General features: G+C 59.3%; 14 protein-coding genes and 2 pseudogenes. 7 read left to right on the top strand and 9 right to left on the bottom strand.

Translation table 11 applies throughout. The features are described from left to right. Nucleotides 1-123: 123 nt before the first annotated feature. From AC3ZU9_RS21940 to AC3ZU9_RS21930, 3 genes and pseudogenes are all read right to left on the bottom strand, one after another. Nucleotides 124-549 (bottom strand): annotated as a pseudogene (locus AC3ZU9_RS21940) (methyl-accepting chemotaxis protein); the annotation flags it as partial. Between the two features lie 117 nt (nucleotides 550-666). Next, nucleotides 667-1,443 (bottom strand): annotated as a pseudogene (locus AC3ZU9_RS21935) (PAS domain-containing protein); the annotation flags it as partial. A gap of 167 nt (nucleotides 1,444-1,610) precedes the next feature. Further along, nucleotides 1,611-2,480, bottom strand: a complete 870-nt coding sequence (locus AC3ZU9_RS21930; protein WP_043205797.1) for a LysR family transcriptional regulator — start codon at nucleotides 2,478-2,480, stop codon at nucleotides 1,611-1,613. Nucleotides 2,481-2,576: 96 nt separating this feature from the next. Between AC3ZU9_RS21930 and gstA the strand changes: the two genes are divergently transcribed. From gstA to AC3ZU9_RS21915, 3 genes are all read left to right on the top strand, one after another. Further along, nucleotides 2,577-3,179 carry a glutathione transferase GstA gene (gene gstA, locus AC3ZU9_RS21925; protein ID WP_102061305.1) on the top strand — a complete coding sequence of 201 codons (603 nt, stop codon included), beginning with the start codon at nucleotides 2,577-2,579 and terminating at the stop codon, nucleotides 3,177-3,179. Between the two features lie 364 nt (nucleotides 3,180-3,543). After that, a complete protein-coding gene (locus tag AC3ZU9_RS21920) occupies nucleotides 3,544-3,981 on the top strand; it encodes a GNAT family N-acetyltransferase (RefSeq protein ID WP_490091306.1) in 438 nt (145 codons plus the stop codon). Nucleotides 3,982-4,040: 59 nt separating this feature from the next. Then, a complete protein-coding gene (locus AC3ZU9_RS21915; protein WP_015885537.1) occupies nucleotides 4,041-4,859 on the top strand; it encodes a class I SAM-dependent methyltransferase in 819 nt (272 codons plus the stop codon). 75 nt (nucleotides 4,860-4,934) lie between these two features. On the opposite strand, the gene def is transcribed toward AC3ZU9_RS21915, so the two are convergent. The 3 genes from def to AC3ZU9_RS21900 all read right to left on the bottom strand — a co-directional run bounded on the left by def (nucleotide 4,935) and on the right by AC3ZU9_RS21900 (nucleotide 6,793). Beyond that, nucleotides 4,935-5,474, bottom strand: coding sequence for a peptide deformylase (gene def / locus AC3ZU9_RS21910; protein WP_015885538.1), 540 nt, complete (start codon nucleotides 5,472-5,474; stop codon nucleotides 4,935-4,937). Nucleotides 5,475-5,477: 3 nt separating this feature from the next. Next, nucleotides 5,478-6,428 (bottom strand): YihY/virulence factor BrkB family protein, encoded by a 951-nt coding sequence (locus tag AC3ZU9_RS21905; RefSeq protein ID WP_015885539.1) that lies wholly within the window; start codon nucleotides 6,426-6,428, stop codon nucleotides 5,478-5,480. 179 nt (nucleotides 6,429-6,607) lie between these two features. Further along, on the bottom strand, nucleotides 6,608-6,793 hold the full coding sequence (locus AC3ZU9_RS21900) for a CsbD family protein (RefSeq protein WP_028617689.1): 186 nt from the start codon (nucleotides 6,791-6,793) through the stop codon (nucleotides 6,608-6,610). Nucleotides 6,794-6,992: 199 nt separating this feature from the next. Between AC3ZU9_RS21900 and AC3ZU9_RS21895 the strand changes: the two genes are divergently transcribed. Next, nucleotides 6,993-7,370 carry a hypothetical protein gene (locus AC3ZU9_RS21895; protein ID WP_015885540.1) on the top strand — a complete coding sequence of 126 codons (378 nt, stop codon included), beginning with the start codon at nucleotides 6,993-6,995 and terminating at the stop codon, nucleotides 7,368-7,370. Nucleotides 7,371-7,484: 114 nt separating this feature from the next. Here the strand turns inward: AC3ZU9_RS21895 and fadD1 are convergent, their stop codons facing one another. Beyond that, nucleotides 7,485-9,176, bottom strand: coding sequence for a long-chain-fatty-acid--CoA ligase FadD1 (gene fadD1, locus AC3ZU9_RS21890; RefSeq protein ID WP_046035476.1), 1,692 nt, complete (start codon nucleotides 9,174-9,176; stop codon nucleotides 7,485-7,487). Nucleotides 9,177-9,568: 392 nt separating this feature from the next. Then, nucleotides 9,569-11,257 (bottom strand): long-chain-fatty-acid--CoA ligase FadD2, encoded by a 1,689-nt coding sequence (gene fadD2, locus AC3ZU9_RS21885; RefSeq protein ID WP_046035477.1) that lies wholly within the window; start codon nucleotides 11,255-11,257, stop codon nucleotides 9,569-9,571. Nucleotides 11,258-11,506: 249 nt separating this feature from the next. On the opposite strand from fadD2, the gene AC3ZU9_RS21880 reads away from it, so the two are divergent. Then, complete coding sequence (locus tag AC3ZU9_RS21880) at nucleotides 11,507-12,451, top strand: alpha/beta hydrolase (protein WP_015885543.1); 945 nt, start codon at nucleotides 11,507-11,509, stop codon at nucleotides 12,449-12,451. 57 nt (nucleotides 12,452-12,508) lie between these two features. Continuing rightward, on the top strand, nucleotides 12,509-12,979 hold the full coding sequence (locus AC3ZU9_RS21875; RefSeq protein WP_015885544.1) for a MaoC family dehydratase: 471 nt from the start codon (nucleotides 12,509-12,511) through the stop codon (nucleotides 12,977-12,979). Nucleotides 12,980-13,113: 134 nt separating this feature from the next. Here the strand turns inward: AC3ZU9_RS21875 and AC3ZU9_RS21870 are convergent, their stop codons facing one another. Then, nucleotides 13,114-13,581, bottom strand: a complete 468-nt coding sequence (locus AC3ZU9_RS21870; RefSeq protein WP_015885545.1) for a ferritin-like domain-containing protein — start codon at nucleotides 13,579-13,581, stop codon at nucleotides 13,114-13,116. 205 nt (nucleotides 13,582-13,786) lie between these two features. Between AC3ZU9_RS21870 and AC3ZU9_RS21865 the strand changes: the two genes are divergently transcribed. After that, nucleotides 13,787-14,023 (top strand): DUF3820 family protein, encoded by a 237-nt coding sequence (locus tag AC3ZU9_RS21865; protein WP_010208204.1) that lies wholly within the window; start codon nucleotides 13,787-13,789, stop codon nucleotides 14,021-14,023. Nucleotides 14,024-14,031: the final 8 nt, after the last annotated feature.

The following is a 14,031-nucleotide window of genomic DNA, read 5'->3' as shown; positions in this document are numbered from 1 at the left end:
GGGGGCGAAGCCGCCCTAAAACCAGTCGCCGCATTCTGCCTGACAGAATGCGGCGTTTTTATTGGGGCGGCTTCGCCCCCCAGCGCGGGGCAAGCCCGCTCACTACGCAAAGCGTGCTCGGGGTTACTGCAACTGCAACGTCGAATTGAACTGCCCGATCGCATCCACCACATGCCGTGAGCCTTCCTGAATCTCCAGGATCACCTGCCCCGCTTCGTTCGCCAACTCTACACCCAGCCCTGTGCGGCTCAAGCTCGATTGCATGCTCGACACGGCGCTCAGCGACAGGTCGTGGTTCTTGCGCACCACATCAACAATTTCCACCGTCGCCTGGCTGGTCCGCCCCGCAAGGCTGCGCACTTCGTCGGCCACCACTGCAAACCCGCGCCCATGCTCACCGGCCCGCGCCGCTTCAATGGCAGCGTTGAGCGCGAGCATATTGGTCTGCTCGGCAATGCTGCGGATGGTCTGCACAATGGCGCCGATGATGTCCGACTGCTTGCTGACCGCGTCGATACTCACGGCCGCCTGGTTCAGGTCGAGGGAGATTTCTTCGATGATCTGCACAGTTTGCTGCACTACTTCCGACCCCTTACGGGCGCAGGCATCGTTTTGCACCGAGGTGGCGTGAGCCGAGTCAGCGGCGCTGCGCAGGGTGGTGACTTGGTCGGTGATGTCGCTGGCGAACTTCACCACTTTGTACAAGCGGCCATTGGTGTCGAAGATCGGGTTGTAGGAGGCTTCCAGGAACAGCGTCTTGCCGTATTTGTTTTTGCGCTCGAAGCGGTGCGAGTGGTACTCGCCGCGGTTGAGGGACGCCCAGAACGCCTTATAGGCGGGCGACTCCACTTCGCTGCGGTGGCAGAACAGGCTGTGGTGCTGGCCGACGATCTCATCCAGGGAGTACTGCACGGTTTTCAGGAAGTTGTCGTTGGCGTTGAGGATCTGGCCCTGGGGCGTGAATTCGATCACCGCCATAGAGCGGCCGATGGCGTCGATCAGGCTCTGGTTTTCATGCTCATGGTGAACCCGTGCGGAAATATCCGACGCGACTTTGATCACGCTCAATACGTGATTGTCTTTGTCCAGCACCGGCATGTAGCTGGCTTCGAGCCAGACTTCCTGGCCCTGTTTGTTCAAGCGCATAAAGGTGCCACTGAGCGCCTCGCCCCGCGCCAGGTCACGCCAAAGCTTGGCGTAGGCGTCGGTTTGGGTGTAGGCCTCGTCGCAAAAAAGGCGGTGATGTTTGCCGCAAATCTCCTCGGCGCTGTAGCCCATGGCTTTGCAGAAGTTGTCGTTGGCGTCGAGAATCACGCCACTGGGGTCGAACTCGATCATGGCCATGGAACGGCTGATGGCGGCGAGCTTGGCGTTGGATTCAGTGAGTGCGCAGGAGAAACGTTCGATTTGTTGCAGGTCGGATTTGTGATGGCGGTTGAACATGGTCAGATCACCCTTGATTACCGGCGCCCAGAAGGCGCATTCCATTCATTTGTTGGCTATTGCTGGCACACCTTCATGGGGAAATAACCATCCAAATCGCTTTATATGCCAAGCGTCATCAACGGTTCTGGGTGAGCATAGACACGGCTTGGCGCTATGCAAGGCCACTAGTCAGCCAGCATTTTTAACAATGCGCCGGCAGCAGCGGAGGGCGGACAGTGTTGCGCTGCGACCAGGGAGAACTCGCGGTGCACGGGCACGGCCAGTGGCATCACCCGCAGGCCCTGGCGTTGGGCTGGCAGGGTCATTTCCGGCACCAGGGTCACGCCGACACCTTCGCGAACCAGGCTGAAGGCACTGCTCCACTCGCGCACTTCCACGCGAATATCACTCAGCGTCAGCCCGGCATCAGCGCCCAGGCTGCGCGCATTGGCGGTGCAGCCACCAGTGGCCAGCACAAAGGGCTGTGCCAGCAATTCCTCCAGCGTCACCGTGGCCTGCGCCGGACGTTGGGCCAGCGCGTGCTGCACCGGCAACACCGCCAGCCAATTGTCCCGCCCCAACACCGTGGCATTGCGCCCAGGATGGGGGTTGAGCACTACGCCGAAGTCGATCAGGCCTGCGTCGAGCAACGTGTTCACTTCGTTGTCAGTGACTTCAAGGGTGGTGACCTCTATACCGGGGTGAAGCTGCGCGAAGCGTTGTAACAACGGAGTGAGAAAGGCAACCAGCACCATGGGGAAACTTGCAATGCGAATACTCCCACGCAGCATGGGCCTGGCTTCGTCCACGGTGCTGCGAATCGCCTGCAAGGCTGTGAGCATCACCCGCGCCTGCTCGACCACACTCAAGCCCAAGGCAGTGGGCAAGGTCTTGCGCGGCTCGCGGGTAAACAGCTGCGCACCCAGTGATGCCTCCATGCCGGCCATGGCCTGGCTGGCGGCGGATTGGGTCATGCCCACATGCTCGGCGGCGGCGGTGATGCTGCCGTGATCGGCCACCGCCACCAGCAGGCGCCAATGCATCAGGTTCATCATGGCAGTAGCGATCCTTATGGCAGGGGTCTGAAGGTTTAATTTTACGCAAGGTGCCACGCCCACGAGACTGGCGCAAATTCAACGGAGCTGCCCCAGATGAAACTGTATTTCGCCCCCCACGCCTGTTCCCTCGCCCCGCATATCGTCCTGCGCGAATTGGCGTTGCCGTTCGACCTGGTGCGGGTTGATAACCAGGCCAAAACCACCGCCGATGGCGAGGATTTCCTGCAGATCAACCCCAAGGGCTACGTCGCCGCGCTGAGGCTGGACGATGGCCAGGTGCTGACCGAAGCCAGCGCGATCCTGCAGTACTTGGCCGACCTGAAACCCACCGTCGGACTGGCCCCGGCCAATGGCAGCTGGGAGCGCGTGCGGTTGCAGGAATGGCTGAATTTCATCGCGACCGAAGTGCACGGCGGGTTGGCGGTGTTCTTCAACGATGCCATCCAGGGCGAGGTGCGTGCCCTGTTCCAGGCCACCCTCTTCAAGCGTTTCGCGGTGCTGGTGCAGACGCTGGAACACCAGGATTATCTGTTGGGCACCGCATATTCGGTAGCGGACGCCTACCTGTTCGTGGTGCTGCGCTGGGCAGGCTTTCACGCTATTGATCTGGGCGAGTGGCCGGCGCTGGCGGCGTTTCAGCAGCGAATCGGCGCACGGCCGGCGGTGATTACGGCCCTGGCAGCAGAAAGCCGATGAACTGAAATGCAATCAACCTGTGGGAGCGGGCGTGCTCCCACATTTGATCGGCTTCGCTGCAGAGAACCGGTTTCAAGCGGCCATTTGGGGCTTACGGTAGAGGCTGGGAAATCTTGCAGAGGGTTTGCTTTCAAGCGTGTCACTCAGTGACCGAACAGACCTGTCTCAGTTTTCTTGGCTTTTTTGTCGGCGCGTTTTTCATCTGCGGTCTTTGCCGGTTTCTTCTTCGCGGCTTTCTTTGAATCCATACCTTTGGCCATGATGCGTGCTCCACTGACAGGGGATGTAGCAGTGGGTATACCACCTATTGCAAGACAGAAGGCGCTTATAATCCCCGGTCCTTGATAACGCTTGCCTGAACACCATGCCCCCATTGCACATCGAACCGCTGGCAGAGCCGCTTTGGCCGTTGCTGAATAAATTTTACCTCAGCCACAATTCGCCGATGAAGGCGCTCAAGGGCGGGCGTTTGTGGGTGGCGCGCGATGGCGAGATTGTCGCGGGTCTGTGCCTCACACCCGTGGTCGGCGGGCAGTGGCTGACCGGAGTGTTTGTTGATCCGGCCTATCGCGGCCAGGGGCTGGCGGCGCAGGTGATCGCGGCGGCGGTGGCCGATGTCGAAGGTACAGTGTGGTTGTTGTGCCATCCGGACTTGGAGGGGTTGTATCAGCGCATGGGGTTCAGTCAGGACACGCTGTTGCCGCAGTCTCTCAGCGAACGGCTGGTGCGCTACAAACGCAACAAACCGATGATCGCGATGGGCTTAGATCGTTTGGTGAGGTCGACCTCGGATAATGTGTGATCCGAGCGTACAGGGCCCATGCTAGCCTCGGCGGCACAGTGGCCCTTTACAGGATGATCATGAAAACCACACTCGCAGCTCTGTCCCTCACCGCCCTGCTCGCCCCGGTTTTAAGCCAGGCAGCCGACGCCACCTTCACCGCCCAGCAGTACCAGAGCGTGCTCGCCGGCAGTTGGCGCGACCCGGCCAACAGCGCCCGCGACGGTTATCGCCATCCGCAACAGACACTGGCGTTCTTTGGCTTGGGCGCCAAGCAAACCGTGATCGAGATCACCCCCGGTGGCGGCTGGTACAGCGAGGTGCTGGCACCGCTGCTCAAGGATCACGGGCATTACATCGCGGCGGTGCAGGCCGCGAGCAGCAGTGCCTATGCGCGCACCTCGGAAGAGAACCTGAAAAAGAAATTCGCGGCTGACCCTGTTCGGTACGGCAAGGCTGAGGTGGTCGAGTTCGACCCCAAGGCGCCGGTGTTCGGCAAACCCGCTTCGGCAGACGCCGTGCTGACATTCCGTAATGTGCATAACTGGGTCGCGGCCGATACCGCAGCGAAGACGTTCAGTGCCTTCTACACCGTGCTGAAACCGGGTGGCGTGCTGGGCGTGGAGGATCATCGGGCCAAGGAGGGGGCCGATCTGGACGCGATCAAAGACAGCGGTTACCTGACCACGGCCCAGGTGGTGAAACTGGCGACGGATGCCGGGTTCAAGCTGGCGGGACAGAGCGAAATCAACGCCAATCCGAAAGACACCAAGGACTATCCGGCTGGGGTGTGGACGTTGCCGCCGACATTGAAATTGGGGGAGCAGGATAAGGCCAAGTATGTGGCGATTGGCGAGTCGGATCGGATGACGTTGCGGTTTGTGAAGCCGGCCAAATAACCCGACTTGAAAGGTGTTCCAACGGTGGGAGCGGGCTTGCTCGCTCCCACCGTTCGGTCTCATTGGGCCTGAACGCTAGGCGTCGGCCGTGGGATCCATGTCCGGAAACATCACCTCGATAAACCCGAATTTGCTGAAGTCAGTGATCCGCGACGGGTACAACCGGCCGATCAAGTGATCGCACTCATGCTGCACCAACCGCGCATGAAAACCATCGGCAAACCGCACGATAGGTTCGCCCTTCGGATCAAACCCTTCATAGCGAATCTGCTGGTAACGGCTCACCGCGCCCCGCATGCCGGGCACGGACAGACAGCCTTCATACCCCTCTTCAAGCACCGGGCCCAGCGGCGTGATCAGCGGGTTGATCAGGATCGTCTGCGGCACCGGCGGCGCGTCCGGGTAGCGTTCGCTGGCCTCGAAACCGAAGATCACCAATTGCAGGTCAACGCCGATCTGCGGCGCGGCCAGGCCGACGCCGCCCACGTGTTCCATGGTCTGGAACATGTCATCGATCAATTGCCACAGTTCGGGGCTGTCGAACATTTCCGGCGGAACCGGAGGCGCGATACGCAGAAGGCGTTCGTCGCCCATTTTCAGGATTTCACGGATCATCGATCAGACTTCGTCAGGGGTGGGCTTGGAATGGTCCCGGCCAAGGCCTGAGACGTGCTGTTTTTCAACGGTGTGGCCGGGTTCATCGAACTCTTTTTCGCCAGGGTCCTTGCCCTCGGCGGACATGTGCTCGATCACCGCATTCATCTCCGCGCCCAGCAACAGCACGGCCGCAGAAATGTAGAAGTACAGGAGCAACACGATGATCGCACCGATGCTGCCATACATGGCGTTGTAGTCGGCAAAGGTTTTGACGTAATAACCAAAACCCAGGGAGGCCACGATCCAGACCACCACGGCCAGCACCGAGCCTGGGGTGATAAAGCGAAATTTCTGCTCGACGTCCGGCATCACGTAATACATGAGGGCCACGGCAAACATCAGCAGGATCACGATCAACGGCCAGCGCACGATGGTCCACAAGGTGACCACGAACTCCTGCATGCCGATCTGCCCCGCCAACCACTCCATCACCTGCGGGCCGAGCACCATCAACGCTGCAGCGGCCAACAGCATGCCGGCGATGCCGACGGTGTAGAAAATCGACAGCGGAAAGCGCTTCCAGATAGGCCGACCTTCGACCACGTCATACGCGGCGTTCATCGCACTCATCATCAGACGCACGCCGGCCGAGGCCGTCCACAGCGCAATCACGATACCCACCGACAACAGGCCACCCTTGGATTGCTGCAACTGGTCGATCACCGGGTTGACCTGCTCCAGGGCCTGGGGCGGCAACACCAGCTCGGACTGCAGGCGCAGCCAGGTAAAGAAGTCCGGCAGGTGCAGGAAACCGATCAGGGCAATCAGGAACAGCAGGAAGGGAAACAGCGAGAACAGCATCTGGTAGGCCAGCGCCGAGGCGTAGGTGGGCATCTCGTCATCGACAAATTCCTTGACGGTGCGCACCAGCACTTTGTGCAGCTTGAGGCCTTCTAGTACCGGGAAAATCATAGCGTCTCCTTTCGCCGCAAAAGGAAGGTTCGTGGGCGACTCAGGGGCCGTTTTCTACATCAAGGTAGCCTATTTGGCGACCTTGAAACAATTTCGAAACTTTAACCGCATCAGGTGACACAAAAACGGCCATCCGTGGATGGCCGTCGGGCTGCGTGAAACCAGCCAGCGATTCAGGCTTACTTGGTCGCTTTTTTCACGGCGTCTTTGGTATCGCCGACAGCTTTCTGAACTTCGCCTTTCTTTTCCTGCACCACGCCTTCAGCGCGCAGTTTGTCGTTGCCGGTGACTTTACCGACGCCTTGCTTAATGTTGCCGACCGCTTCGTTCGCTACGCCTTTAACCTTATCGGATGTACTGCTCATGGTATTTCTCCTGAAACAATCGATGGTTTTTGGTCATTACGTAAAGATTGACCTGAGGCCGTTCGGCAGAGTTTCAATTATTTTTGCGCAGGCATTTCATCGCCGGTTGCAGGTTTGGCTTTATGTTTTGCGGCCAACCCACGAGAATGCCCGGCACATTCAGGCTATAACGCTGAATAACAGATCCCGTAGGAAGGTTATGAAACTCAATAAAGCACAGGCCATCGCCCGCAGAAACACTGAACTGGGCGGTGCCGTACTCGGCGTCAACAACTGCCACTTCACCGACCTGGACAGCAAACGCAACATCTGGTGGTTCGACTTGCCGGTGGTGCGGATTGGCGTGGGCCAGTACGAGTGGATTCATCTGTTGATGCATAACGCCGAGACCGACCAGTTGCTGCATCTGAAGGTGCCGACGGTGTTCCTGCGCGAGAATCTTGAAGGCCTGGTGGTGCGCAACGCGGGCAAGCGCAAGCCGGAGATCACCCTGGAGCTGAGCGCGGATAAGGATTCGTTCTTGAAGGATGTGCGCCCTGCAGGCGCCGGTGTGAGCTTCGCGCAGTTCGCCCTGTAGAAAACGCATAAAAAATGTGGGAGGGGGCTTGCCCCCGATGCCGGTGTGTCAGCTGCAGATTGCTGACTGATACACCGCTATCGGGGGCAAGCCCCCTCCCACATGGGTATAGCGTTACTTTTTCAGACCGAGCTTCTTCAACTCTTCATCGCGCAACTCACGCCGCAGGATCTTGCCTACGTTGGTGGTCGGCAACGCATCGCGGAACTCCACGGCCCTGGGCACTTTGTAGGCGGTGACGTTGGCGCGCATGTGCTCCATCACCTGCTCCTTGGTCAGGGTTGCGCCTGGCTTGACCACGATAAACAGCTTGATGTGCTCCCCGGACTTCTCGTCCGGCACGCCGATGGCCGCGCACTGCAGCACCCCCGGCAAGCCCGCCAACACGTCTTCCAGTTCGTTGGGGTACACGTTGAAGCCCGAGACCAGGATCATGTCTTTCTTGCGGTCGACAATGCGCATATAGCCGTCGGGCTGGATGATCGCGATGTCACCGGTCTTCAGCCAGCCTTCGCTGTCGAGCATCTCGTCGGTGGCTTCCTGGCGCTGCCAGTAGCCCTTCATCACTTGCGGACCCTTGACGCAGAGCTCGCCGGTTTCACCCAGTGCGAGTTCGGTGCCGTCGTCGGCGATGACTTTACACACGGTGGACGGCACGGGAATGCCGATGGTGCCGATCTGGATGTGCTGGATCGGGTTCACGGTAGCCACGGGGCTGGTTTCGGTCATGCCGTAGCCTTCGCAGATGCCACAGCCGGTCACGGCCTTCCAGCGTTCAGCGGCTGCCAGTTGCAATGCCATGCCGCCCGACAGGGTGACTTTCAGCGCGGAGAAGTCCAGCTTGCGGAAGGCTTCGTTGTTGCACAGCGCGACGAACAGGGTGTTCAAGCCGACAAAGCCGCTGAACTTCCACTTCGACAGCTCCTTGACCATCGCCGGCAGGTCGCGCGGGTTGCTGATCAGGATGTTGTGGTTGCCGATCAGCATCATCGCCATGCAATGAAAGGTGAACGCATAGATGTGGTACAGCGGCAGCGGCGTGATCAGGATCTCGCAACCTTCGTTGAGGTTGGAACCCATCAGCGCCTTGCATTGCAGCATGTTCGCGACCAGGTTGCGGTGAGTGAGCATCGCGCCCTTCGCCACGCCGGTGGTGCCGCCAGTGTATTGCAGCACGGCTACATCGCCGCTGGCCGGGTTGGCGTCGCTGACCGGTTGGCCATGCCCCTTGGCCAACACGTCGTTGAACTTGATCGCCTTGGGCAAGTGAAACGCCGGGACCATTTTCTTCACGTACTTGATGACGCTGTTGATCAGCAGGCGCTTGAGCGGCGGCAACAGGTCAGCGACTTCAGTGACGATCACGTGCTTGATGGCGGTCTTGGGCACGACCTTTTCCGCCAGGTGAGCCATGTTGGCCAGGCAGACCAAGGCCTTGGCCCCGGAGTCGTTGAATTGGTGTTCCATTTCCCGCGCGGTGTACAGCGGGTTGGTGTTGACCACGATCAGGCCGGCGCGGATGGCACCGAATACGGCAACCGGGTACTGGAGGACGTTGGGCAACTGCACGGCGATGCGGTCGCCGGGCTTCAAGTCGGTATGTTGCTGCAGGTACGCGGCGAAGGCGCCGGACAATTCATACAATTCACCGTAGGTGATTGTCTTGCCCAGGTTGCTGAAAGCCGGTTTGTTGGCGAAGCGCTGGCAGGACTGCTTCAGTACCGCCTGAATATTCGGATACTCGTCTGGATTGATTTGTGCAGCAATCCCGGCGGGGTACTTATCCTTCCAAAAGTCTTCGTTCATGGAAGCCCACTCCTCAGCGACGTCAGCGACGCGAATTCATCATCGCATTTGATGCGATTATTATTGGTGTATGTTTTTTTAGGTGAATCTGGCGCTTTCAAGCAGGCCGAGACGTCACAAAGCGCGCCGAGAGTAGCAGCTTTGCCAAGGGCCGCCTAGAGCCAAAGAAGGGGCCCACGGTCATAAACACGACTGTCCTACAATAATTGGTCACGCTTTAAACGAAGCCGAAATACGCTCATGAATGGCTCTGGAACGAGGCTTTCAGGACAACACAGTCCCCATGTGGGAGGGGGCTTGCCCCCGATGGCGCCGGTTCAGTCGACATATGTTGTGACTGACCTACCGCCATCGGGAGCAAGCCCCCTCCCACATTTTTACTGCATTTCAAATCAGGCGATGTCGCGCAACTCACGCCGCAAAATCTTGCCAACCGGCGTCATCGGCAACGACTCACGCAACACAATATGCTTGGGCACCTTGTACCCCGTGAAGTTGGTCTTGCAGTACGCCTTCAATTCCTCAAGGCTCACCCCTTGCGCACGCGCCACCACAAACAGCTTCACCGCCTCCCCGGTGCGATCATCCGGTACGCCGATCACGGCACAGTTGGCCACCGCCGGGTGGGCCATCACCACGTCTTCGATCTCGTTGGGGTACACGTTGAAGCCCGAGACGATGATCAGGTCCTTCTTGCGGTCGACAATGCGCACAAAGCCATCGTCATCGATCACTGCAATGTCGCCGGTCTTCAGCCAACCTTCGGCGTCCAGCGCTTCGGCGGTGGCAGCCGGTTGCTGCCAGTAGCCCTTCATCACCTGCGGGCCCTTGATGCACAGCTCGCCGCGTTCACCCAACGGCAGTTCGAGGCCCTGGTCATCAATCACCTTCATTGCCGTGGCTGGCACAGGAATGCCCACGGTGCCCAGGCGTGATTTGTTGCCGTAGGGGTTGGTGCTGGCCACAGGGGACGTTTCGGTGAGACCGTAGCCCTCGCCTATCGCACAGCCGGTGATCTGCTCCCAGCGCTCGGCCGTGGCCTTGATCAGCGCGGTGCCGCCGGAGTTGGTGAGCTTGAGGTGGGAAAAATCCAGGCTTTTGAAATCCGGGTGGTCCATCAAGGCCACAAACAGCGTGTTGAGCCCCAACAGCCCGGTAAAGCGCCACTTTTTAAGCTCCTTGATAAAGCCGCCGATGTCGCGCGGGTTGGTGATCAGCACGTTGTGATTGCCGGACACCATCATGCACATGCAATTCGCGGTGAAAGCATAGATGTGGTAAAGCGGCAGCGGCGCGATCATCACCTCCTGCCCTTCCTTGATCAGTGGATGGCCGTCCTCGCCGGTCTGGGACATGCAGGCGCGCACCTGTTGCATGTTTGCCACCAGGTTGCCGTGGGTGAGCATCGCGCCCTTGGCCAAGCCAGTGGTGCCGCCGGTGTATTGCAGCACGGCGATGTCATCCAGGGTCACCGGGTGGCGGGTCACCCCCAGGCCTGCGCCCATGCGCAGGGCGCGCTTGAACGACACCGCGCGCGGCAGGCTGTAGGCCGGGACCATCTTCTTGACCTTGTCGACCAGGGTGTTCACCAGCCAACCCTTTGCGGCGGGCATGAAGTCGCCCATCTTGGCTTCGATCAGGTAGTCGATCTCGGTGTCGCTGCACACCTCTTGCACCCGCGAACCGAAGAGGTTGAGGTAGACCAACGCACGCACACCGGCATCCTTGAACTGGTGACGCATCTCGCGCGGGGTGTACAGCGGGTTGGTGTTGACCACGATCAGCCCGGCGCGCAAGGCACCGAACACGGCAACCGGGTAATGCAGCACGTTGGGCATCTGCACCGCAATGCGCTCGCCCGGCTTGAGGTCGGTGTGCTGCTGCAGGTAGCCGGCGAACGCTGCGCTCTGGCGTTCAAGCTCGGCGTAGGTCAGGGTGATGCCCATGTTGCTGAATGCCGGACGGTCGGCAAAGGCCTTGCAGGAACGCTCGAAGACTTCGATCACCGACTTGTAGGCCGCGAGGTCGATGTCATTGGGTACGCCCGCCGCGCGTTTGTCATTCCAGAAATCAGGTTGCATTATTCTTGTCCTCTTACCTGAGTGTGTCCGGCCGCTGCTGGTGTAAAACCTCTACATCTATAAAAAGCGGAGCTCAGGGGACGTTAGCAGCTATGGCCAAACAGGCAAATACAGGAAAGAGCGTCATTAACTGTGTGAATCTTCCTACAAGGCCCTGCACTGATCAGACGCTTCCCTCGGGATGAGCTATACACTGGAACGAACCTGAGCAGACCAGACCTTGAGCAGACCTTGAGAAAAGGAACCGCCATGAACCACAGCACCTTCTGGCTGACCGCGAATGACCGCTGCCGCCTGTACGTCAATCAATGGATGCCCGACGGTCCGCCCAAGGCCCTGGTGATGCTCTCCCATGGGATGGCCGAGCACAGCGGGCGCTACGCACGCTTGGCCGAAGCCTTGTGCGGTGCCGGCTACGGCCTTTACGCGCTGGACCAGCGTGGCCACGGCCGTACCGCCGATGAAGGCACGTTGGGTCTGTACGCAGAGAAGGACGGCTGGAACAAGGTGGTGGGCGACCTGGCCAGCCTCAACCAGCATATCGGCCAGCAGCAGCCGGGGTTACCGATCATTCTGCTTGGGCACAGCATGGGCAGTTACATCGCCCAGGCCTACTTGGTGCACCACAGCGCCAGCCTGACCGGGGCGATCCTCAGCGGTTCGAATTTCCAGCCGGTGGCGCTGTACCGCGCCGCGCGGGTGATCGCACGGGCCGAGCGCCTGCGCCAGGGCTTGCGCGGGCGCAGTGCGCTGATCGAGTTCCTGTCGTTTGGATCGTTCAACAAGGCGTTCAAACCCAATCGCACCGCTTTCGACTGGCTCAGCCGCGACCCGGCGGAAGTCGACAGGTACATCAACGACCCGCTGTGTGGGTTCCGCTGCACCAATCAGCTGTGGATCGACCTGCTCGGCGGCTTGCAGCAAATCAGCAAAGCGTCCAATCTCGCGCAGATCGATCCCGGCCTGCCGATCCTGGTGATGGGCGGCGAATGTGATCCGGTGAGTGAGGGCAAGCGTCTCAAACACCTGGCCCACGCCCTGCGTGAAGCCGGCTGCCAGCACCTGCAATTGACGATTTACCCGCAGGCGCGTCACGAAGTGTTCAATGAGACCAACCGCGATGACGTCACCGCGGATGTGCTGACGTGGCTCGACCAGGCCCTGACCTTGCACAGGCCCGCCCGCTGCGAATGAATTTTCACTTAAAATCAAACAGTTAAATTACCGATTAGCCACAGGATGCACCTTTAGATGACCCAGGTAACCAACACCCCGTACGAAGCCCTCGAAGTCGGCCAGACCGCCAGCTACAGCAAATTGGTGGAAGAGCGCGATATCCAGTTGTTCGCCGCGATGTCCGGTGACCACAACCCGGTGCATTTGGATGCCGAATACGCCAAGGCGACCATGTTCAAGGAGCGTATCGCCCACGGCATGTTCAGCGGCGCCCTGATCAGTGCGGCGGTGGCCTGTGAGCTGCCTGGGCCGGGCACGATCTATATCGGCCAGCAGATGACCTTCCAGAAGCCGGTGAAGATCGGCGACACGCTGACGGTGCGCCTGGAGATCCTCGAAAAACTGCCGAAGTTCCGCGTGCGCATTGCCACCCGTGTATTCAACCAGCGCGATGAGTTGGTGGTGGACGGCGAGGCGGAAATTCTGGCGCCGCGTAAGCAGCAAGTCGTGACCCTGACCGAGTTGCCGCCGATCAGCATTGGCTAAAACTTATGCAATACGAATGTGGGAGGGGGCTTGCCCCCGATAGCGGTAGATCAGTCACAAGATGCAGTGATTGACACTCCGCAATCGGGGGCAAGCCCCCTCCCACATTTCTTACAGCATTTACAGCACAGGGCTTACGACTGGGCGCGAGCCTGGTTACGCAGGGCTTTTACTTGGTCGTGGTTGCGTTGTGCGCCGTGGAACTGACGCTCAACCAGGTCACGAATGCCCAGCAGGTTGTGCTTGTTGATCTTCTCGATCGCTTCCTTGTAAGCCTTCAGGGCGTGGTCTTCACCGCGCTCGGCTTCGTTCAGCACGGCCTCTTCATCTTTACCGGTGACCATCGACTTCACGTCGACCCAGCCACGGTGCAGGGCGCCGGCCACGCTGCCGGACTCTTCCGGATCGCCACCCAGAGCACGAACAGCGGTCTGCAGCTCGGCAGCCGCAGTAGCACAGTCAGCAGAACGTTTCACAAACAGGGCTTTGAGCTCTGGATGCTTGATGTCTTCAGCACAAGTCGCGAAGCCTTTCTGGCCGTCTTTGCTGGTCTCGATCAGGTCGTTGAGTACGGAGATCGATTCTTTGTTGATGTCAGTCATTTTTCAATTCCTTGTGCGGGTTTAGAAACGTGTCTTAGTAATTGCAGCGCCCGTGCCAGGTTTTGACAAACAACTTTTCTATTAATTATCAATAGCTTACGAATTATTGAACCATCTGTATGTACGTTATTTGCATGATCTGTCATTTGGCCTTCATGCAGAATGCCTGTATTTTCGAAGACCTCGCCTCTACCGCCTGAAGCTCATGAACCCGGAAAAACTCGAACTGCTGATCACCCGCGAAATGCCCTTCGGCAAATACAAGGGACGGATCATCGCCGACCTGCCCGGCCCTTACCTGAACTGGTTCGCCCGCGAGGGTTTCCCCCACGGTGAACTCGGCGGTTTGCTGGCATTGATGCAGGAAATCGACAGCAACGGTTTGTCTGAACTGCTTGAACCCCTGCGCGCCAAACACGGCAAGCCCGCCCCTCGTCATTAAGAGCCACC

The sequence above is a fragment of the Pseudomonas sp. A39 genome (assembly GCF_058145955.1).
This window is presented reverse-complemented; position numbering and strand designations above follow the sequence as displayed.